Source organism: Flavobacterium plurextorum (genome assembly GCF_002217395.1).
Taxonomy (GTDB): Bacteria; Bacteroidota; Bacteroidia; order Flavobacteriales; family Flavobacteriaceae; genus Flavobacterium; species Flavobacterium plurextorum.
The window spans coordinates 15,739-37,365 of the sequence record NZ_MUHD01000041.1; the positions used below are offsets into that span (position 1 = coordinate 15,739).

General features: G+C 33.1%; 14 protein-coding genes and 1 tRNA gene. 11 read left to right on the plus strand and 4 right to left on the minus strand.

From position 1 onward, the window contains the following. The first annotated feature begins 251 nt into the window (after positions 1–251). Complete coding sequence (locus tag B0A81_RS19080) at positions 252–458, plus strand: hypothetical protein (protein ID WP_089059480.1); 207 nt, start codon at positions 252–254, stop codon at positions 456–458. A gap of 49 nt (positions 459–507) precedes the next feature. On the opposite strand, the gene B0A81_RS19085 is transcribed toward B0A81_RS19080, so the two are convergent. Then, positions 508–2,052: a hypothetical protein gene (locus B0A81_RS19085; RefSeq protein ID WP_089059481.1), complete on the minus strand. Its 1,545-nt coding sequence runs from the start codon at positions 2,050–2,052 to the stop codon at positions 508–510. 155 nt (positions 2,053–2,207) lie between these two features. Between B0A81_RS19085 and B0A81_RS19090 the strand changes: the two genes are divergently transcribed. From B0A81_RS19090 to acs, 9 genes are all read left to right on the plus strand, one after another. Continuing rightward, positions 2,208–3,383 (plus strand): 2-isopropylmalate synthase, encoded by a 1,176-nt coding sequence (locus B0A81_RS19090; protein WP_089059482.1) that lies wholly within the window; start codon positions 2,208–2,210, stop codon positions 3,381–3,383. A 162-nt stretch (positions 3,384–3,545) separates the two neighbouring features. Next, positions 3,546–4,664, plus strand: a complete 1,119-nt coding sequence (gene leuB, locus B0A81_RS19095; protein ID WP_089059483.1) for a 3-isopropylmalate dehydrogenase — start codon at positions 3,546–3,548, stop codon at positions 4,662–4,664. A gap of 269 nt (positions 4,665–4,933) precedes the next feature. Next, a complete protein-coding gene (gene ilvD, locus B0A81_RS19100) occupies positions 4,934–6,607 on the plus strand; it encodes a dihydroxy-acid dehydratase (RefSeq protein WP_089059484.1) in 1,674 nt (557 codons plus the stop codon). Positions 6,608–6,675: 68 nt separating this feature from the next. Beyond that, positions 6,676–8,376 carry a hypothetical protein gene (locus tag B0A81_RS19105; RefSeq protein ID WP_089059485.1) on the plus strand — a complete coding sequence of 567 codons (1,701 nt, stop codon included), beginning with the start codon at positions 6,676–6,678 and terminating at the stop codon, positions 8,374–8,376. 5 nt (positions 8,377–8,381) lie between these two features. Continuing rightward, positions 8,382–9,449, plus strand: a complete 1,068-nt coding sequence (locus B0A81_RS19110) for a hypothetical protein (RefSeq protein ID WP_089059486.1) — start codon at positions 8,382–8,384, stop codon at positions 9,447–9,449. Positions 9,450–9,500: 51 nt separating this feature from the next. Then, positions 9,501–11,189, plus strand: coding sequence for a biosynthetic-type acetolactate synthase large subunit (gene ilvB / locus B0A81_RS19115; RefSeq protein ID WP_089059487.1), 1,689 nt, complete (start codon positions 9,501–9,503; stop codon positions 11,187–11,189). A 90-nt stretch (positions 11,190–11,279) separates the two neighbouring features. Beyond that, positions 11,280–11,801, plus strand: coding sequence for an acetolactate synthase small subunit (ilvN, locus tag B0A81_RS19120; protein WP_089059494.1), 522 nt, complete (start codon positions 11,280–11,282; stop codon positions 11,799–11,801). Positions 11,802–11,888: 87 nt separating this feature from the next. Then, entirely contained in the window at positions 11,889–13,358 is a 1,470-nt protein-coding gene (ilvC, locus tag B0A81_RS19125) for a ketol-acid reductoisomerase (protein WP_089059488.1), read from the plus strand. A 502-nt stretch (positions 13,359–13,860) separates the two neighbouring features. Continuing rightward, positions 13,861–15,768 (plus strand): acetate--CoA ligase, encoded by a 1,908-nt coding sequence (gene acs, locus B0A81_RS19130; RefSeq protein WP_089059489.1) that lies wholly within the window; start codon positions 13,861–13,863, stop codon positions 15,766–15,768. A 70-nt stretch (positions 15,769–15,838) separates the two neighbouring features. Here acs and B0A81_RS19135 read toward each other — a convergent pair whose 3' ends face one another. Then, positions 15,839–17,629 (minus strand): ABC transporter ATP-binding protein, encoded by a 1,791-nt coding sequence (locus B0A81_RS19135; RefSeq protein ID WP_089059490.1) that lies wholly within the window; start codon positions 17,627–17,629, stop codon positions 15,839–15,841. Positions 17,630–17,895: 266 nt separating this feature from the next. Between B0A81_RS19135 and B0A81_RS19140 the strand changes: the two genes are divergently transcribed. After that, positions 17,896–17,970: transfer RNA gene (locus tag B0A81_RS19140), tRNA-Val, on the plus strand. 147 nt (positions 17,971–18,117) lie between these two features. Here the strand turns inward: B0A81_RS19140 and B0A81_RS19145 are convergent. Further along, on the minus strand, positions 18,118–20,460 hold the full coding sequence (locus B0A81_RS19145) for an arylsulfatase (protein WP_089059491.1): 2,343 nt from the start codon (positions 20,458–20,460) through the stop codon (positions 18,118–18,120). Between the two features lie 194 nt (positions 20,461–20,654). Beyond that, positions 20,655–21,524: a DMT family transporter gene (locus B0A81_RS19150; RefSeq protein WP_089059492.1), complete on the minus strand. Its 870-nt coding sequence runs from the start codon at positions 21,522–21,524 to the stop codon at positions 20,655–20,657. Positions 21,525–21,627 lie beyond the last annotated feature (103 nt).

Sequence of the window (21,627 nt, forward strand, 5' to 3'; positions counted from 1 at the left end):
CTTATCGGGTTTTTTGTGTAAATAACGGTTTTATTTTTCTTTATAAATCAAAAAGATTCTTCTGTTTTTGTTGGTAACTTTTTTAAATTGAATCTGTTATGATATTATTTTTTTTGGTTTTTGTACGAATATTACCTTTTTATTTTTAACTTAGACGGCAATCGGTTGAATTAAAATCAGTTAATTCAATCAAGTTTAAAGCGTAATCTGAAAAGCTAATAGAGTAGGAAAAACAAACAAATCATGCAATTATGAAAAATTTAAAAAACCTAAAAAACATTGAGATTTTGACTAAAAATGCACAGAAATTTATAATGGGTGGTGTACTTCCATATGTAAATCCAACAATTGGCTTATGCGACAGATTGTGCGGAGAAGCCGGTGGAGTTTTATCGAACACACCAGGTAAAGGAGATGTTTGCCTTACAGGAACTTCTACATGCTGTTATTGCAGATAGATGATTTAAACAATGAAAAAGGCTTCCAAATACTGGAAGCCTTTTTGTTTTAGCGACTATTTAATTTCGCTTTTTCTTTTATAATATCAGCAATCTTACGATTTTCGATTTTGCTTTCAAGCCACGAAATTATATCAAGATATAAAAAGGCTCTTTTTTCGTAAGTGTTTTTTTCAAGTTCAACAAAACGAGCGTGCATTTTTTTGAATTCCTTTTTTATATCCGCTGGATAGAAATTATTCAGGTTTCTTAAGAACTTAATAATTTCCTTTTGAACTTCGTGCAAGTCATTCATTTTGATTAGGAACTTATAAGTGTTTTTAAGATGATTTTCTAAGTAATAATCTTTTCCCAGTTCGTAATGTGCAATTAAGGACAATAGTCTTGCAAAACACATTAAATCTTCGCGCATCGATAGATTTTTGTTGTGGATGATTTTATCTAAATAATTGATGCATTCATTGTATTTTTCATTTCCAAAATAAATAGAAGCGATTTTATAGAAGAACAACATTTCGTGATGTTCATCAAGATGTTCACTGTGCAGTTTTATTTTTTCTAAAATTTCAGGAATTAAATATTCGCTTTCGGCAAAAGTACCTTCTAGAATATGTAAATTTAGTTTGTTGTTGTATACGTACAAAAACGAAAGTGACGCAATATTATCGTTCACAGGAAATTTTGGATCTTCAATAGTTTCTTCTAGCAGCGAAAGATACTTTTTAAAATTCGAAGTATATTTCAACATATAAAGCGATTCTAGAAAATAATGATTTCCTTTTAAGAAAAACACAGGATTCAGGTAAATCATACTTGGATTATCGTAGAAAAGTTTAACCCATTTATAAGCAAACTTATAACTCGCTAAGAAGTCCTGTACTAGAAAACTTCGCCAAAGATTGGCATTATAGAACCAATATTTTTCACGAAAACCAAATTTGCTTTCATCAAGTTTGGCAATATGTTTATGAAAGTAATCATCAATATACTTGTATTCTTCATCACTTTTTACGTATCCTGTTTTAAGCATGATTCCGTATAACTGAAGAGAAAGATTCGATAGTTTGCTGGAAATTGTATTTCGATAGTTTAATTCTTTTGCCTGTACAACCAATTCGTCGGCGCGCCCCTGAATACTTCGTGTGATGTATTGCGACTCAATAAGTTTTTCGAATTCAACGATTTCATACGCCATGTATTTTTCGTCATTTTCTAAAGCTTGTTGTTTGGTCTTGTCAAGAATCTTTAAACTTTGTTTATATAACCCTTTATTATAAAGTATAACGGCAAAATCTATTTGTTCACGAAGTTGATAACGAATGTTTTGGCTGGGAATATTCAAACGAATACTAACCAAAATTTGCTTGTATAAGTATGATTTTAAGTTAGACAACTGCACTTTTTTGATGCTTCCGCTCTTCAAAATAAGTTTTTCATCGTAGGTTTCAGATTTATCCAAGATATTGAATAATTCAATGAATTTAGTATTCGAACTTGTTTCCAATCGACTTGCAAAAATTTTAAACTGCCTTTTTTCAGATTTAGAAAGTGATTTTATAAGAACAAATAAGAAATCTTTTTGATGGTTAGCCATTGTAAAAAATAATATAATAACTTATTGATTGTTAGTGATTTAACTCGTTATAAATTGCGTTATATACAGTATAATTTCATTAAAATGAATTTCGTACTGAAGAAGTACAATATATATTTGTTATCAAGATGTGAAATTACATTAAATAAATGAATATGAATAGAGAGAAAGTTCAAATTTTTGACACCACTTTGCGAGATGGTGAACAAGTTCCAGGATGTAAGTTAGATACTAAGCAAAAGTTAGTTATCGCAGAACGATTAGACAAAATGGGAGTTGATATCATCGAGGCAGGTTTTCCTGTGTCAAGTCCGGGCGATTTTTTATCGGTCTCTGAGATTTGTAAAATTGTTGAAAATGCAACCGTCTGCGGACTTACAAGAGCCGTAAAAAACGACATTGATGTTGCTGCAGCTGCTTTAAAGCATGCTAAAAGACCTAGAATCCACACAGGAATCGGAACATCTGAATCTCATATACTCCACAAATTAAATACTACACCAGAAGATATCATTGCAAGAGCAAAATATGCTGTAGCTCACGCAAAAACATATGTAGAAGATGTAGAATTCTATGCAGAAGACGCTGGAAGAACAGATAATGCATTCTTGGCAAAAGTTTGTGAAGAAGTAATTAAATCTGGTGCGACAGTTTTAAATATTCCTGATACAACCGGATATTGTCTGCCTGAAGAATATGGTGCAAAAATTAAATATTTGAAAGAGAACGTAAAAGATATCGAAAACGTAATCCTTTCATGTCACTGTCATAATGATTTAGGAATGGCAACTGCAAACTCAATTGCAGGAGCAATAAATGGAGCAAGACAAATAGAATGTACTATAAATGGTATTGGTGAAAGAGCAGGAAATACAGCACTTGAAGAAGTGGTAATGATCTTTAAACAACATCCCTACTTAAACCTAGATACTAATATCAATACAAGAGAATTAAACGAAATGAGTCGTTTGGTTTCTGAAAGTATGGGAATGATCGTGCAGCCAAACAAAGCTATTGTTGGAGCAAATGCTTTTGCACACAGTTCAGGAATTCATCAAGATGGAGTTATCAAAAACAGAGCGACTTATGAAATCATGGATCCGCTTGATGTTGGTGTAAACGAATCGTCAATTATTTTAACAGCTAGAAGCGGAAGAGCTGCTTTGGCTTATCGTGCTAAAAAAGTAGGTTACGAGCTTACAAAAGTACAATTGGATATAGTTTACATTGAATTTTTGAAGTTTGCTGATATTAAAAAAGAAGTTTTGGATGCAGACATTCATCAGATTATTGAAGCTTCTAAAATTGAGGGAGATTTAATTAGAAGTTAGGTCGCAAAGAAGGAAGAAGGAAGAGAATAGAAGAAAGAGAATAGAAGAAAGAGGATAGAAGAAAGAGAATAGAAGAAAGAGAATAGAAGAAAGAGAATAGAAGAAAGAGAATAGAAGAAAGAGAAAAAAATAAAGATTTAAATACATAAAGAACGAGGCATTATGAATTTGAAAATAGCAGTTTTACCAGGAGACGGAATTGGACCGGAAGTAATTTTACAGGCCAAAAAAGCATTATATGCAATTGGCGAGGTGTACAATCATGAATTTGTTTTTGAAGAAGCACTTATGGGTGCAATTGCAATTGACAAAACAGGAAATCCACTCCCAGAGCAGACTTTAAATCTTTGTTTGAATACAGATGCAGTTTTATTTGGTGCAATTGGAGATCCTAAATATGATAATAATCCAAATGCGAAAGTTCGTCCAGAGCAGGGATTATTGAAGCTTCGTAAAGAACTTGGTTTGTTTGCGAATATTCGTCCAATAAAACCTTATAAATCATTAATTGATGCATCTCCTTTAAAGAGAGAGATTATTGAAGGTGCAGATTTTACTATTTTCAGAGAATTAACTGGCGGAGCTTATTTTGGAGCAAAAACACTAAATGACGAAGGAACACATGCTTCAGATTTATGTGAATATTCAGAAGAAGAAATTACTAGAATTGCACATTTAGCTTTTAAATCGGCACAAAACCGACGTAAGAAGCTAACAATGGTAGATAAAGCTAACGTTCTAGAAACCTCAAGATTATGGAGAAAAGTAGTTCAGAAAGTGAGCGCGAATTATCCAGATGTTGCTCTAGACTTTTTATTTGTTGATAATGCTGCCATGCAATTGATTTTGAATCCAAAACAATTTGATGTGATTTTGACAGAGAATTTATTTGGAGATATATTATCAGATGAAGCAAGTGTTATTACAGGTTCAATAGGTTTGTTGGCATCAGCTTCTTTAGGAGAAAAAAATGCGCTTTTCGAGCCAATTCACGGTTCTTATCCTCAGGCAAAAGGAAAAAATATTGCCAATCCAATTGCTTCGATTTTATCGGCTGCAATGCTTTTAGAACACTTTGGTTTATTTAAAGAAGCTAATGTGATTTACCAAGCTGTTGAAAAAGCAATTGAGTTTAAAGTTGTAACGGTTGATTTAAAACCAGATTCAAAATTCGGTACGAATGAAGTAGGGGAGTTTGTTTCAAATTTTATTTTCAGCAAGGATGACTTATTATATTTTAATAATGACAACGTTCATATCGGACAATCAACAATTGTTTAGGTATTTTATTAAAATAATGAAATAAATAACAAGAAGTATGTGAAATGTTGAGATTTTATTTTTTTAGTCCTATAAGTTTTCATACTTTTGTCGAACTAAAAAAGAAATAGATGCAAATCTCAATTATTATTACTTCTGTCTTTGTTGTCAATGTGATTCACACATCTGCGGCGGGAATGGTATAAATATAATTGAAAAACTATATTACAAACCTTCCAACTATTTGGAAGGTTTTTTTTTGAACAAAAATTAAAATAAATATTACAATAATGGAATTAAATAAGTACAGCAAGACCATCACTCAAGATCAAACACAACCTGCGGCTCAAGCAATGTTGTACGGTATTGGTTTAACTGAAGAAGATTTGAAGAAAGCACAAGTTGGTATTGTAAGTATGGGTTACGATGGTAACACTTGCAATATGCACTTGAATGATTTAGCAAAAGATGTTAAAAAAGGTGTTTGGGATGCAAATCTGGTCGGACTTATTTTTAATACCATTGGTGTAAGTGATGGAATTTCTAACGGTACAGAAGGAATGCGTTATTCACTAGTATCTCGTGATGTAATTGCAGATTCGATTGAAACAGTTGCGGGAGCACAATGGTACGATAGTATAATTGCAATTCCTGGCTGTGATAAAAATATGCCTGGAGCTTTAATTGCGATGGGAAGATTAAACCGTCCGTCAATGATGATTTACGGAGGTTCTATTCACTCTGGAAAATGGAAAGGTGAATCTTTAAATATCGTTTCTGCTTTTGAAGCTTTAGGAAAAAAAGTGAAAGGCGAAATTACTCCAGAAGATTTTAAAGGTGTTATTCAAAATGCTTGTCCAGGCGCAGGTGCTTGCGGTGGAATGTATACTGCAAACACGATGTCTTCGGCAATTGAAGCATTAGGAATGAGTTTGCCATACAGTTCTTCAAATCCTGCTTTAAGTCAGGAGAAAAGAGATGAATGTCTTGCAGCGGGAGAAGCTATTAAAATTTTATTAGAAAAAGATATTAAGCCAAGAGATATTATGACTCGTAAGGCTTTTGAAAATGCTATTACAATTGTAGCTGTTTTAGGAGGTTCAACAAATGCGGTTATGCACTTAATTGCAATGGCGCATGCGGTTGATGTTAAAATTACTTTGGATGATTTTCAAGCAATTAACGACAGAACTCCTGTACTTGCAGATATGAAGCCAAGCGGTAAATACATGATGGAAGATATTCACGCTGTAGGAGGTATTCCTTCTGTAATGAAATATTTATTGAAAGCAGGATTAATTCATGGTGACTGCTTAACGGTAACAGGAAAAACAGTAGCAGAAAATTTAGCTTCTACGCCAGATTTACAAGACGGACAAGAAGTAATTCATGAAATACAAAAAGCATTAAAACCAACTGGAAATATTCAGGTTTTATACGGAAATCTTGCTTCAGAAGGTGCAGTTGCAAAAATCAGCGGAAAAGAAGGAGAGTATTTCGAAGGTCCGGCTGTTGTTTTTGAAGGAGAGTTTGAAGTAATTCCTGGTTTGCAGGCTGGAAAAATTAAACCGGGTAATGTTGTTGTTATCAGATATTGCGGACCAAAAGGAGGTCCGGGAATGCCTGAAATGTTAAAACCAACATCGGCGATTATTGGAGCTGGATTAGGAAGCAGCTGTGCTCTTATTACAGACGGCAGGTTTTCTGGAGGTTCACATGGATTCGTAGTAGGACACGTAACACCAGAAGCTTTTGATGGCGGTGGTATTGCTTTAGTGAAAGATGGTGATTTGATTGCTATTGATGCTGTTAAGAATACGATTGACTTGAAAATATCTGACGAAGAATTTGCAGCTCGTAAAGCGGCTTGGGTTCAGCCACCGTTAAAAGTTACAAAAGGAGTTTTGCTTAAATATGCAAGATCTGTTTCAAGTGCTTCTACAGGATGTGTTACCGATAATTAATTTATTATCAAGATAAACGTAAAATAACAAAACTCAAAACCTAATATAAAACCTACGTATTGAATAAAATGGTAAAAACAATTTATAAATCATTGTTGTTTCTATTGCCCTTAATTTCATTCTCACAAAATGCAAAAATTGAGAATCTAAAAAAAGAGTATAATTTAAAAGTTAAAAAAAGTGGTTTCATTCTTTTAGAAGATAAGAATAATTACGAAAACATTAAGATTGCAAATGCTGACGGAGATATTGTTTATTCTTTTAAGAAGAATAATAAAACTGGATTTCTCAGCGGATTAAACTGCGGGAAATTTTTCACATCAAAAGTTAAAGGAAGCGGTAATGATGGTGGTGGTTATATGATTTTTGAAGGTATGGATGTTGAAATACATGATGCTAAAAATCCAGAAGTTGGAACTAAAACCAATTTCAATTTTACAAATGGGTCATGGAATCAACCTTTTGAGTTTTATAGCTTTTTTGACAGTACTGATAAGGTTGGTATAATTAATTCATGCGGCGAAATAATAGTTCCGGCTCAGTATAAGCGTATTGGGAATTTCAACAAGGCTGGACAAGCACTAGCATATACGGATACAGATTTTACAGTTTTGGATACCTTAGGTAAATCTTTGTTGAAACAGCCATTTAAACATGGATTGGAGAGAGTCTTTAAATATGATTATGATGTGTATGTAAAAGACAATCGTGTAAGATCAAGTTTAGATGGTAAACACTTTGGAATATTTGATTTTAAAGAAAACAAACAGTTAATACCAAACAGCTATGATGAAATTTCATCTATGGATAAAATGTATTATCGAGTTAAAGAAGAGAAGGATGCTTTTGCTTATTTAGCAAAAAAGAATGATATAATTGAGGTTATAGATTATTCAAATTTCAAGAATATTCTTCCTATTTCAGTAGGAGCCAATGGTATTTCTTCTATATCTGAATTAGGCAATAAATATGTTACTATTTTCTATAAAACAAAGAAAATAATTCGACAAGTAAGCCAAACTGTAAGTAACGACGAATCAAAGTATTGCAAGAATGTCTACTACGATGGAAAAGTACTTTTTGATGCTAAACTAGAAATAGAAGATATTAAGATTTATAAAGATCGTTTGCTTGTGCTTCAGATGTATAATGGAGGATCAATGATTTATGATTTACAAAAATCAGCTTTTATTGCAACATTTCCAGATAATTTAGTTACAGTATACGATTACGAAATGCCGTCATCGATGGTTTTTAATAAAGATTATATGTATGATGCAAGAGATACTTTTTTTAATATAAGCACTCCATGTAAAGGTCCAGGTTGTCAAACAAGTAATTCAAAGAAAGGAGCTCTTTGTGATTTCAATGGTAAGTTAAAAACAGATTTTTTACAAGATGTTAGTTATGTTGTTGTAAAGCTGGATAAAACTCAGGATAAGTTTCTTTTTTTAGCGCATAAAAGACCTGCAGATTTTACTTTGAATTTTAACCTTTATGATAATGACGGAAAGTTAAAACTGGAAAACTTTAAAATCGAAGATAATCAAAGAGAATACGCTTTGCTTACAAAAGATAATACGTTAGTTCTTAATGAAGTTATAGAAAAGACTTCTGTGAATGGTAAAACCGCTTTTGATGTTAATGGAAATATGATCGGGGAGCGTTATATGTTTATAAGTGATCCGGCTAAAAAAGAGGTTATAAAAAAGGAGTATACTAAAGAACAAGTTGAATCTCAGAAAAATAATAGATTCTTAAAAAAATAATTTTGATGAAAATAAAAAATACAATAAAATATCTGCCATTAATTTTTGTTTCGTTTCAAGCTTTTTCACAGTTAAAACCTGAAAAAGTCGATTTAGATAAGTTTTCATTCACTGTAAATTATCAGATTCTGCCATCAAAGTTTGTAGCATTAGAGAAAAGAACCTTTAGTACTGAAACCGTCATAGGTAATGATTTTACACCTTTTTATTCGAATAAGGAAACGTTGAATAACAGGCTTAATTTATATGGATGGAAAAGAAGTGTAAGATATTCAAATGTTGATATCGAGGTAAGGTTGAAAAGCTTTAAAATGGGCGAACCAAAACTGGAATCAAAAGTTGATGAATCTAAAGATAAAAATGGAGTCGTCGTCAAGACCACAAATTATTTTGTGACTGCATTAATCGAAGCTAAAGGATCTGCTGTCGTCAAGATAAAAGGAGCATTAAATGAATCAGGAAAGGATGAAGAGATTGTTTATGATTTTGATAAAGATTATGTCTATAAATCTCTTAATGCCAACGCTAATTCTGAAGTTGTAAAAGAGGCTTTCAAAAAAGAAAAGACAGAATTTTATAATGAAAGCATTAAATCTTATGTTGATTTTGTTTTTAGTAATACTAACCATAAAATCAATAAAGTCTATGGTCTTGAGCCTACAACATATAGAGAGAACTTGTGGATTATAGATTCTAAAGATGAAGAAGGAGGAATTCAAAAAGAAGCTCTTGAGGCAGTAAAAGTAATTTTTGCTAAGATGTCAGCAACTGCTCCAATTGATGATATTGTATCAGATATTAATCCATTACTTGAATATTTTGACTCTTTAAAAACAAAATATACTGGAAGTGACAAATCAAGTAAAAAGATTAGATATTCAGCATATTATAATTTAGGAAGAATTTATATTCATTTAGATCAGCCCGAAAAAGCAATTAAAGAAGGTGAAGGATTAATTGCTAATGATTATGATAAAAAAGATGGTAAAAAAATTATAGAGGATGCAAATTATGACTTAGAGAATTTTAAAAAATCGACTTATAAGTCAAAACATAATCCCGTATTATATTAATAAATATTTATAGTAGTATTAAGATGCTATAAATGTCAAAAAATAGAAAAAATGAAAATATCAGGGGCAGAAGCCGTTATAAGATGTTTGTTAGAAGAAGGAGTAGACTTGGTTTATGGTTATCCAGGTGGAGCAATTATGCCAGTTTACGACGAATTATATAAATTTCAGGATCAGTTGCATCACGTATTAGTTCGTCATGAACAAGGTGCAACACATGCAGCTCAAGGTTATGCTAGAGCTACAGGAAAAGTAGGTGTTGCAATTGCTACTTCAGGACCGGGTGCTACAAATTTAGTAACTGGAATTGCAGATGCGCAGATCGATTCAACACCAATGGTTTGTATTACAGGACAAGTTGGAAGACATTTATTAGGTTCTGATGCTTTTCAGGAAACTGATATTATTGGAATTTCAACTCCAGTTACAAAATGGAATTTTCAGATAACTGAAGCGTCTCAAATTCCAGAAATAATTGCAAAGGCATTTTATATTGCTCGTTCTGGTCGTCCAGGACCGGTTTTAATTGATATAACTAAAAATGCTCAATTTGACGTTTTTGATTATAGCTATGAAAAATGCAAAGGAATTAGAAGTTATGTTCCAGTTCCAAAGTTAAAATTAGATAAAGTGGCTGAAGCAGCAGCTTTGATTAATAGTGCAAAAAAACCTTTTATTGTTTTTGGACAAGGAATTATTCTAGGTAAAGCTGAAGCTGAATTTAAAGCTTTGGTTGAAAAATCAGGAATTCCGGCAGCTTGGACTATTTTAGGACTTTCGGCTTTGCCAACAGACCATCCGTTAAATGTTGGAATGCTTGGAATGCACGGAAATTACGCTCCAAATTTATTGACAAATGAATGTGATGTTTTAATTGCATTCGGAATGCGTTTTGATGATCGTGTTACAGGTGATTTAAAAACATATGCCAAACAGGCAAAAGTAATTCACTTTGAAATTGATCCTGCTGAGATTGATAAAAATGTAAAAACAGAAATAGCTGTTTTAGGAGATGTAAGAGAGTCTCTTACGGCATTACTTCCTTTAATTGATGCTAAATCACATGATTTATGGCACAATGAATTTAAAGAACTGCATAAAATTGAGGTTGAAACGGTGATAAACGAAGAGTTAAACCCAACAAACGGTAAAGGAATTTCGATGGGAGAAACCCTTGAAATGATCAATAAACACTCAAAAGGTGATGCTATTATCGTTTCTGATGTTGGTCAGCACCAAATGTTTGCTTGTCGTTATGCGAAGTTTAATACATCAAAAAGTAATATTACTTCAGGCGGATTAGGAACAATGGGATTTGCGCTTCCAGCGGCTATTGGTGCTAAAATGGGAAAACCTGAACGTGAAGTTGTTGCAATTATTGGTGATGGCGGATTCCAGATGACAATTCAAGAATTGGGAACTATTTTTCAAACTCAGGTTCCAGTTAAAATTGTGGTATTAAACAACGAATTTTTAGGAATGGTGCGTCAGTGGCAAGAATTGTTTTTTGACAATAGATATGCTTCAACAAAAATGATTAATCCAAATTTTGTTGCAATTGCAGAAGGGTATCATATTAAATCTAAAAAAGTAACGCAAAGAGAAGACTTGGATGCAGCTGTGGCAGAAATGATGGCTTCAAAAGATTCTTATTTCTTAGAAGTTATGGTAGAAAAAGAGAATAACGTATTCCCAATGATTCCTACCGGAGCTTGTGTTTCAGAAATTAGATTAAGCTAAAGAAAAAAAGTTTCAGGTTTCATGTTTTATTTGTTTCAAGTTCTAGAACCTGAAACCTAAAACATGAAACAAATAAAACTAAAAAACAAAATGGAAGATAAAACATTTACCATATCGGTATATTCAGAAAATAACGTGGGCTTGTTGAATAGAATATCGGGGATTTTCTTAAAGCGTCACATTAATATATTAAGTTTAAACGTATCAGAATCAGAAATAGAAAATGTTTCTAGATTTATCATTGTGGTAAACACAACTGAAAAATGGGTTCAGAATATTGTTGGACAAATCGAAAAACAGATTGAAGTTATAAAAGCTTTTTATCATACTGACGAAGAAACTATTTTCTTAGAAAATGCTTTGTTTAAAATACAATCAAGTTTGTTGTTTGATGAAAAACAAATTCAAAACATCATCAAAGACAGTCAGTCTACGATTGTAACCGTTTCAAGAGATTTCTTTGTGATTTCTAAATCTGGAAGACGTTCTGAAATAGAAGAATTGTATGCAAAGTTCAAGCCTTACGGTATTATGCAGTTTGTACGTTCTGGGCGAATTTCGGTTTCTAAAGAAAAAATGGAAATTTCCTCTTTATTAGAGACTTTTAAATAGTAACAATTATACAGTGGTTTTAGGATCACAAACATTTATAGATTAATCAATTATTAAATTTCATTTCATTAAATATTTTAAAACAAAATGGCAAATTATTTCAATACATTACCGCTTAGATTACAATTAGAACAATTAGGAGTTTGCGAATTTATGGAGCAATCAGAATTTGCAGACGGAATTTCAGCATTAGCAGGAAAAAAAGTTGTTATTGTAGGTTGTGGTGCACAAGGTTTGAATCAAGGTTTAAATATGAGAGATTCTGGTTTAGATATTTCTTATGCATTGCGTGCAGATGCAATTGCAGAAAAAAGAGCTTCATATAAAAATGCAACTGAAAATGGTTTTAAAGTAGGTACTTATGAAGAATTAATTCCAACTGCTGATTTAGTTTGTAATCTTACACCAGATAAACAACACACGGCTGTAGTAACTGCTATTATGCCATTAATGAAAGAAGGATCGACTTTAGCATATTCTCACGGTTTTAATATTGTTGAAGAAGGAATGCAGATTCGTAAAGATATTACAGTAATTATGTGTGCTCCTAAATGTCCAGGATCTGAGGTGCGTGAAGAGTACAAAAGAGGATTTGGTGTGCCAACACTTATCGCTGTTCACCCAGAGAATGATCCAAATGGTTTTGGTTTAGATCAAGCAAAAGCATACGCTGTAGCAACTGGCGGACATAAAGCAGGAGTTTTAAGATCATCTTTCGTAGCTGAAGTAAAATCAGATTTAATGGGTGAGCAAACAATTCTTTGCGGATTATTGCAAACTGGTTCTATTTTATGTTTTGATAAAATGGTTGAAAAAGGAATCGATGCTGCTTATGCTTCAAAATTAATTCAATATGGATGGGAAACTATCACTGAAGCTTTGAAACATGGTGGTATTACAAATATGATGGATCGTTTATCAAATCCTGCAAAAATTGAAGCTTATGAACTTGCAGAAGAATTGAAAGATATTATGCGTCCGTTATTCCAAAAACACCAAGATGATATCATTTCTGGAGAATTCTCAAGAACTATGATGATTGACTGGGCAAATGACGATGTTAATTTATTGAAATGGAGAGCTGCAACTGGAGAAACTAACTTCGAGAAAACTGCACCGCAAGAAGCTGCAATCTCTGAGCAGGAATATTTTGATAATGGAGTTTTAATGATTGCAATGGTAAAAGCTGGTGTTGAATTGGCTTTTGAAACTATGACTGAAGCAGGAATTATTGAAGAATCGGCTTATTATGAGTCTCTTCACGAATTGCCGTTAATTGCAAACACGATTGCAAGAAAGAAATTGTTCGAAATGAACCGTGTAATTTCTGATACTGCTGAGTATGGTTGTTATTTATTTGATCACGCTTGCAAACCATTATTGACTGAGTTCATGAAAACTGTTGAAACTAATATAATTGGAAAACCATTCTCAACTTCAAACGGAGTAGATAATGCTGTTTTAATTGCTGTTAATAAAGAGATTCGTCAACATCCTATCGAAGAAGTAGGAGCGTGGTTAAGAGAGTCTATGACTGCAATGAAAAAAATTGGATAATAAATTTGGGAATTTCTATACATACAAATGTAATGGAGTTTGCACTGTATCAATGTTTTAGATTAATATTTTGAATTAGTAAGCACTTATTAAAAAAAAATAGATATAGATGCATGATGCATTCACTTAACTTCGATTGTTTAAGCAAGTTAAGTGAAGCAGATCCCTTAAAAAGGGTATGTTTTTTAAGAAAATGTACTTGTTGAAATTTCTTTTTTAATTAATAAGGATGCTGCTATTTTCAAAATAGAAAAAGCATTGTAATGTAGAATTACAGAATTAATTGTTATTGAAATTTGTTAATGTAAAAAGGTATGATAGTTTAGTTTGTCATACCTTTTTTCAATTTACATTTTATTTCAAAAATGTATTTTTTTAGAATAACTTCAAAAAAAACGAGTATTTTTTTTAATATGTGTTTTTTTTTGATAAAATTTATAAATTAAATAATTTTAAGAATAGACTGAGATTTAATACTTTTATAAAAAAATTCCACAAACATATGAGTTATTATAAAATTGAAAATTTAGAACAATATTTTAAACATTACAATAAGTCAATAAGGGAGCCAAGAAAATTTTGGGGGAAAATTGCAGAAGAAAATTTTACTTGGTACCAACAATGGGAAAAAGTAGTTGATTTTAATATGGCTGATGCCGAAGTAAAATGGTTTACTGAAGCGAAAGTAAATATTACTAAAAATTGTATTGATAGACACTTAAGTAAAAGAGGTGAAAAAACGGCAATTATTTTTGAACCGAATGATCCGTCTGAAAGTGCTTTACATATAACTTATAATGAATTATACGAGCGAGTTTCTAAAATGGCGAATGTTTTGCGTGAGCAAGGTGTACGTAAAGGAGACCGTGTTTGTATTTATTTGCCAATGATTCCTGAGCTTGCTGTTTCAGTTTTGGCTTGTGCAAGAATTGGTGCTATTCACTCTGTAATTTTTGCAGGATTCTCTGCTTCAGCAGTATCTGCGAGAATTAATGACTGCGAATGTAAAATGGTTATTACATCTGATGGTGGTTACAGAGGAAACAAAACAATTGATTTAAAAGGTATTGTTGACGAAGCATTAGACAGCTGTCCGTCAGTTTCTAAAGTTTTGGTTGTAAAAAGAACTAAAACTGAAGTTGCGATGAAAGAAGGTCGTGACGAATGGTTACAGCCTTTATTAGATGCTGCTTTAGATAATAGTGTAGCCGAAATTATGGATGCAGAAGATCCGTTGTTTATTTTGTATACTTCTGGATCAACTGGTAAGCCAAAAGGAATGGTTCATACCACAGCTGGATATATGGTTTATACAGCTTATACATTTAAAAATGTTTTTAGTTACGAGGAAAATGATATTTTCTGGTGTACTGCTGACATTGGTTGGATTACTGGTCACTCTTATATATTATACGGACCGTTATTAAACGGAGGAACTACTGTAATTTTTGAAGGAGTTCCATCTTATCCAGATTTCAGCCGTTTTTGGGATATTATCGAAAAACATAAAATCACACAATTTTACACAGCACCAACTGCAATACGTTCGTTAGCCAAAGAAAGTTTAGATTATATTCAAAAGTATCCTCTAAAATCTCTTAAAGTTATCGGATCAGTTGGAGAACCAATCAACGAAGAAGCTTGGCACTGGTTTAATGATCACGTTGGAGATAAAAGATGTCCAGTTGTTGATACTTGGTGGCAGACAGAAACTGGTGGAATTATGATTTCGCCAATTGCATTTGTAACACCAACAAAACCAACATATGCGACTTTACCTTTACCTGGAGTTCAGCCTGTTTTAATGGATGAAAAACGTAATGAGATTGAAGGAAACCAAGTAGTTGGAAGTTTATGTATTAAGTTTCCTTGGCCGGGAATTGCCAGAACTATTTGGGGAGATCACCAACGTTACAAAGACACTTATTTCTCTGCTTTCCCAGGTAAATATTTTACAGGAGACGGAGCTTTAAGAGACGAAGTTGGATATTATAGAATTACAGGTAGAGTAGATGATGTTGTAATTGTTTCTGGTCACAACTTAGGAACTGCTCCAATCGAAGATGCGATCAATGAGCATCCTGCAGTAGCAGAATCTGCAATTGTTGGATTCCCTCATGATATTAAAGGAAATGCTTTGTATGGTTTCGTTATTCTTAAAGAAACAGGAGAAGTTAGAGATAGATCAAACTTAAGTAAAGAGATCAATCAATATATTTCTGATCACATTGGACCAATCGCAAAATTAGATAAAATTCAATTCGTTTCTGGTTTGCCAAAAACAAGATCTGGAAAAATTATGCGTAGAATTTTACGTAAAATAGCTGAAGGTGATTTCTCTAATTTTGGAGATACTTCAACATTATTGAATCCTGAAATTGTAGAAATAATTACAAAAGAAAGAGTTTAATTTAATTAAGCAGATATAAAAAAAATAAGCCGTCTCATTTGAGACGGCTTATTTTTTTATTGAATCTATACTAAGAATTGCTAAATTGAAGATTACTAAGGTTTTTGTAAATTCCGTTTTCTAAATTTATCAATTCCTGATGTGTACCTTCTTCGGTAATTCTACCATTGTCTAACACCAAAATTTTATCTGCATTTCTGATTGTCGAAAGTCGGTGTGCAATGATGATACTTGTTCTTCCTTCCATTAATATTTCTAAAGCTTCCTGAACTAGTTTTTCGCTTTCGCTGTCTAGTGATGAAGTTGCTTCGTCTAAGATCAAAATACTGGGGTTTTTAAGCAGCGCTCTCGCAATAGCAATACGCTGACGTTGTCCTCCTGATAATTTAACACCGCGTTCTCCAACTAAAGTCTCAAATTTTTCTGGGAAACCGTCGATAAAATTGAAAGCGTTTGCTTGTTTTGCAGCTGCTACAATTTCTTCCTCTGATGCATTTGGTTTACCATAAGCAATGTTTTCTTTTATGGTACCTCCAAACAATATAACATCCTGAGGTACTATACTCATATTGCCACGAAGATTTTCTAAATCGTATTCATAAATATTTTTGCCATCAACTGTAATTTCTCCTGAAGTGATATCGTAAAAACGAAGAAGTAAAGATGAAATTGTAGATTTTCCTGCGCCGCTAGGGCCAACAATTGCAATTTTTTGTCCGAAATCTGCAGTGAAGTTTACATCTTTAAGTACTTGTACTTCTTTACGAGAAGGATAACTAAAGGCTACGTTTTTGAAAGTAACATTTCCTTTTATTTTTTCTAGAACTGATGCATTTGGTTTAGCATTAATCTCTTCTGGTTTTTCTTCTAATAATTCAAAAACACGCTCGGTAGCTCCAACAGCTTTTTGTATCTGCGCATACATTTCGGCAATTCCGCCAAAAGATGCTCCAATAAAAGTGGTGTAAAGTACAAAAGAAATTAAATCTCCAACTCCTTCAACTTCTCCTTTTATGGTTAATGTGATGCCATACCAAACTACAGCTACTACGCATCCAAAAAGGCATAATATAATGAAGGAAGCAAAGTAACCTCTATATTGACCGCCTTTGATGGCAATTTTTACAATTTCTTTGATTTTATTTTTGTAACGCTGAATTTCATACCATTCGTTAGCAAAAGCTTTCACATTGCTTATTCCTTGTAATGTCTCCTCAACAATTACTTGGCTCTCGGCAACTTTATCTTGAGTTTTCTTTCCGTATTTACGAATGAATCTTCCAAATACAACTGCAGCCACAGCAACTACCGGCACAATTGCCAGCATCATAAGAGTTAATTTCGGACTTATGCTTCCTAATATTACAAAGCCTCCAATAATCAATATAAGCTGACGTAGAAACTCTGCGATTGTTGTGGTGAAAGTATCTTGCAATTGTGATATATCTGCACTTATTCGGCTGTTTAGTTCTCCTACGCGTTTTTGTGAATAGAATGACATTGGCAGCTTAACCAGGTTTTCATATAAGGCAAAACGAATGTTAGATAATGAGTTTTCGGTAAAGTTTACGAAAAGTGAAATCCTGAAGAAAGAGAATATTGCCTGTAATGTTAAAATAACCATTAATCCTACAGCAATTTCATTGGCTCTGCTTAGATCTTTATTAGTTACGCAATCTACCAGCATTCCCATTAATTTAGGAAAGGCAAGGGCAGTAGCGCTGGTTAGTAGTAGAAAAATTAAGCCTAGAAAAAATTTCCATTTATGGTTTTTACCGTATTTAAAAATTCTGAGTGCTTTTTGAAGAGAATTAGAGTCTAATTTAGCTTTTGGTAAATCGTTTTCTTGAAATCTTGCCATTTGTATATACAATTAAAGTATTGCAAATGTATAACTATAGCAAGCGAATACAAAGTGTTATTATAAATTAGACATTCAGATTTTGCTTTTTAACTAAATTGTAAGAAAATAATGGTTTTTGTATTTTGCTTAAAAAGCTGAAAAATAGATTGGTAAATATAAAAGCTAAAAAATATTTCATTTTTTTTAAAAATATGCTTGTAAATACGAAATCTAGCTGTATATTTGCACTCGCAATCACGAAATGATAGCAACCTAGTAAAATAGGGCGATTAGCTCAGCTGGTTCAGAGCACCTCGTTTACACCGAGGGGGTCGGGGGTTCGAACCCCTCATCGCCCACAGAATTCTAAAAACTCCAAAGTCATTTGATTTTGGAGTTTTTTTTTTAGAGTACTATCTAATTAATTATTAAAAATAGCATTTGTTTGTTGATTTGGACTATTTAAGGTTTGGAACACAATATTGAAAACTTTTTCTTGTCCGATTTTATTTTAAGTCAAGAATTACTTTGTCTAGTTTTCCCGAGAATTTAAATGGCATTTTATAAGTAAAGTCAACTGGCGCTCCTCGATCTATCCCAACATCAATACCATCAAAAGAAGAGAAAGCTACGGGAACTGTTTTTTCTAAACGCCCTTTTCCAATTTCTTTATTATCTGCATATAATTTTACAGTTGCACCCTTTCCTAATCCACCTCCATCATAAATAAATTCAACTTTTAATTTTTGCTTCCCAATGCTTAAATCTTGTGTTGAAGTAATTTTTGTTCGCTGAGTAAAATTATTGTAGCTAAAAACTAATTTATTATTTTGAATGTACCAGCCAAATCCTGCTGTATATCCACCGATTGTAAACAGCATTCCTTCAGCACTAGACTTCGGAATTTCTAGATCTGCAATCAAATTGAAGGAAGTACTGGCAAGATGCGGCGCTGAACCTTCAAGTATTCCACCAGTACCTGCACTGTATTGTATCGAAGTTACGCCACGTGTAGGGTTTGGTATTTCATCAGGTTTAATGCGTGCGGCTAAAGGTCTGGTATCTACCGGAAGCACATGATTTTTAGAAGCCTCAGTCCACCATAAATCCTTCATTTGTTTTAGTTTATCAGGCATTTTAGCGGCAAGATTGTTCGCTTCTGAAAAATCGTCATCAATATTATACAATTCCCAAACAGTAGATTCGGCATCTACAATTTTAGTTGAAGAAATCCATGGTATATTGGCAATTGACGCTGCCACCCAGCCATCTTGATAAATAGCACGATTGGCATAAATTTCAAAGTATTGTACTTTATGTTGTCCTTTTGCTTTAGCATCATTGAAAGTATATGCCATACTAACGCCTTCTATTGGATCTTGTACAGTTCCGTTTAATTCTTTTGGAGGAGTAATTCCTGTCACTTGATAAATTGTTGGAACAATATCAATCACATGATGAAACTGTGAACGCAGCCCGCCATTATCTTTTATTTTTGAAGGCCATGAAATAACCAACGGATTTCTGGTTCCTCCAAAGTGCGACGCAACTTGTTTTGTCCATTGAAAAGGAGTATTCATTGCCCATGCCCAGCCAACCGGAAAGTGGTTGTGTAAAGTTGGCCCTCCAATTTCATCAATTTTATCTAATGCAGATTGAAATGGCATTTCAAAACCATTGTAATAGCTGACTTCATCAATAGTCCCGTTGAGACCTCCTTCGGCACTTGAACCGTTATCTCCTACGATGTAAAAGACAAGCGTGTTGTCCCAATCTGGTTTTGAGCGAAGATCATTCAGAAAACGTCCAATTTCATAATCTGTATGTGCTGTAAAGCCTGCAAAGACTTCCATCATTCTAGAAGCTACTCTTTTCTGGTCTGCAGAGAGTGTATTCCAAGCTGGAATTTCTTTAGGTCTAGCGGTAAGTTTTGCATTTTGAGGAACAACGCCGAGTTTCTTTTGTCTTTCAAAAGTTAATTCTCTGTATTTATCCCAGCCATCATCAAACTTCCCTTTAAATTTATCCACCCATTCTTTAGGTGCATGATGTGGAGCATGTGTAGCACCAGGTGCAAGATATAAGAAATAAGGCGCACCAGGAACGGCTTCAACGTTATCAACCCAATGTATAGCATGATCCACTAAATCAGTTGTGAGATGATAATTTGGGTCAGCAGACATGGGAACAACACTGTGATTTTCATAAAGAAGAGGGTTGTATTGACTGGTTTGCCCTCCCATAAACCCGTAGAAAAAATCAAATCCCCAAGCATTTGGCCAATTATCAAAAGGACCACGTGGATTAATTTCCCAAGGTGATGTGTTATGATTTTTTCCTATCCATGCAGTTGCATATCCATTTTGACGCAAAACTTCGGCGATCATGCCGGTTCGTTTTGGTATTATTGAAGTATAACCATCATATCCAGTAGATGCCTCTGCAATTCCTCCTGTTGCAGCAACATGATGATTTCTTCCTGTAAGCAGTGCGGCACGTGTTGGTGAACATATAGCGGTAGTATGAAAACGATTATATCGCAATCCTTGTGAAGCTAACTTATCAAGTTCAGGAGTTGGAGTTGCTCCGCCAAAAGTTCCAAACTGACCAAAACCAGCATCGTCAATTAGTATGATAACAATATTTGGAGCACCTTTTGGAGCTGTTACTAATTTTGGAAATTGCGCAGGATCTGAGTCTAGATATGTGCGTCCTATTTTACCTTTAAACTGAAAATCGGGTCTTGGTAATTTTTCTGGAGTTTGATTCTGTGGGATTTGATCAATAGTCTGTGCTTTTAAGATACTTGAGAACGAAATTAGTAGCACTGCAAAAAAAACTTTTTTCATATGGCGCAATTTTAAGTGTTAAATTTAAACAATTATAAATTTACTTAGTTTTAATTTATTGTTTTTTTTCGCGTATAAGTTTGCAAAACAGTTATTTAGTTTGTAAGGTTGACTAAATAAAACTCTTCAAGAATCAAATAAAAAAAAGGCACAAGTATATTTCTTGTGCCTTTTGTGTTTATTCTATCGTAGGTTTATTTGCTTTTTCTTAAAGAAATTACCGATTGCAGAACAACCGAAATCATTACAAAAAACAATCCGATATAAAATGAAGTATTTACTTCTTTGCTTTCATCGAAAAATATAAATGCTAATATAATGGCATAAATAGGTTCAAGATTAAAACTTAGATTAACTGTAAAGGCGGGGATTTTTTTCAATACTTCGGCAAAAGCGACATACAATCCAACCGTACAGAAAAGTGATAATAGGATTAAGTAAAAAGTATCTTTGAAATCTGGAATAAGGTTTTCTGCTGGAAAAAAATAAAGGTAAGCAGGAAGCAAAATTCCTAAACCAATCGTTCCGCCTATCATTTGATAGTAGTTGATAATTTTACTGTCGTAAACTTTTACGAGTCTTTCATTGTAAATAGTGTAAAGCGCTGCAAAAGCTGATGAAATTACGCCTAAAATTATAGCAAGCTGATAAGAAGTGTCAAAATGAAAAATCAGACTGATACCTAATAAAGTCAACATGCTTAACAATAGTTCAGAAAATTTAAACGCAGATCTATCGATCAAAGGTTTGAAAACCGCAGTAAAAAAACTGGTCAAACAATAACAAATAACACCAATAGAGATATTAGAATATTTAATACTTGCATAAAAGAAAACCCAATGTATGGTAATTAGCAAACCTATTTTAGCAATATCAAACTTTTCTTTTGATGTAGTTTGATCTAGTACTTTGAAAAGTTTTAGTATTAAAAATAAAATGACAGCAGAAAAAAAGACTCTGTACCAAGTTAATAAACCTTCATTAAGAGAAATGAGTTTTCCAAAAACACCGGTAAAGCCGGCAAGTATTACAGCGAAGTGTAATAATAAATATGAGTTTTTCATAAAAAATTATCTACCAATCCCTTTCGGGACAAGATTTTTAAATTAAAATTTAATGGAGAATTTTAAGTACGATAAAACAGCGAATAAAATATTCGTGCAGTAC

Coding starts and splice junctions, on each gene's coding strand:
- leuB (WP_089059483.1), top strand. CDS start 3,546: ATGAATTTGAAAATAGCAGTTTTACCAGGAGACGGAATTGGACCGGAA.
- B0A81_RS19105 (WP_089059485.1), top strand. CDS start 6,676: ATGGTAAAAACAATTTATAAATCATTGTTGTTTCTATTGCCCTTAATT.
- B0A81_RS19080 (WP_089059480.1), top strand. CDS start 252: ATGAAAAATTTAAAAAACCTAAAAAACATTGAGATTTTGACTAAAAAT.
- B0A81_RS19145 (WP_089059491.1), bottom strand. CDS start 20,460: ATGAAAAAAGTTTTTTTTGCAGTGCTACTAATTTCGTTCTCAAGTATC.
- B0A81_RS19150 (WP_089059492.1), bottom strand. CDS start 21,524: ATGAAAAACTCATATTTATTATTACACTTCGCTGTAATACTTGCCGGC.
- ilvC (WP_089059488.1), top strand. CDS start 11,889: ATGGCAAATTATTTCAATACATTACCGCTTAGATTACAATTAGAACAA.
- ilvN (WP_089059494.1), top strand. CDS start 11,280: ATGGAAGATAAAACATTTACCATATCGGTATATTCAGAAAATAACGTG.
- B0A81_RS19085 (WP_089059481.1), bottom strand. CDS start 2,052: ATGGCTAACCATCAAAAAGATTTCTTATTTGTTCTTATAAAATCACTT.
- B0A81_RS19090 (WP_089059482.1), top strand. CDS start 2,208: ATGAATAGAGAGAAAGTTCAAATTTTTGACACCACTTTGCGAGATGGT.
- ilvB (WP_089059487.1), top strand. CDS start 9,501: ATGAAAATATCAGGGGCAGAAGCCGTTATAAGATGTTTGTTAGAAGAA.
- B0A81_RS19135 (WP_089059490.1), bottom strand. CDS start 17,629: ATGGCAAGATTTCAAGAAAACGATTTACCAAAAGCTAAATTAGACTCT.
- ilvD (WP_089059484.1), top strand. CDS start 4,934: ATGGAATTAAATAAGTACAGCAAGACCATCACTCAAGATCAAACACAA.
- acs (WP_089059489.1), top strand. CDS start 13,861: ATGAGTTATTATAAAATTGAAAATTTAGAACAATATTTTAAACATTAC.
- B0A81_RS19110 (WP_089059486.1), top strand. CDS start 8,382: ATGAAAATAAAAAATACAATAAAATATCTGCCATTAATTTTTGTTTCG.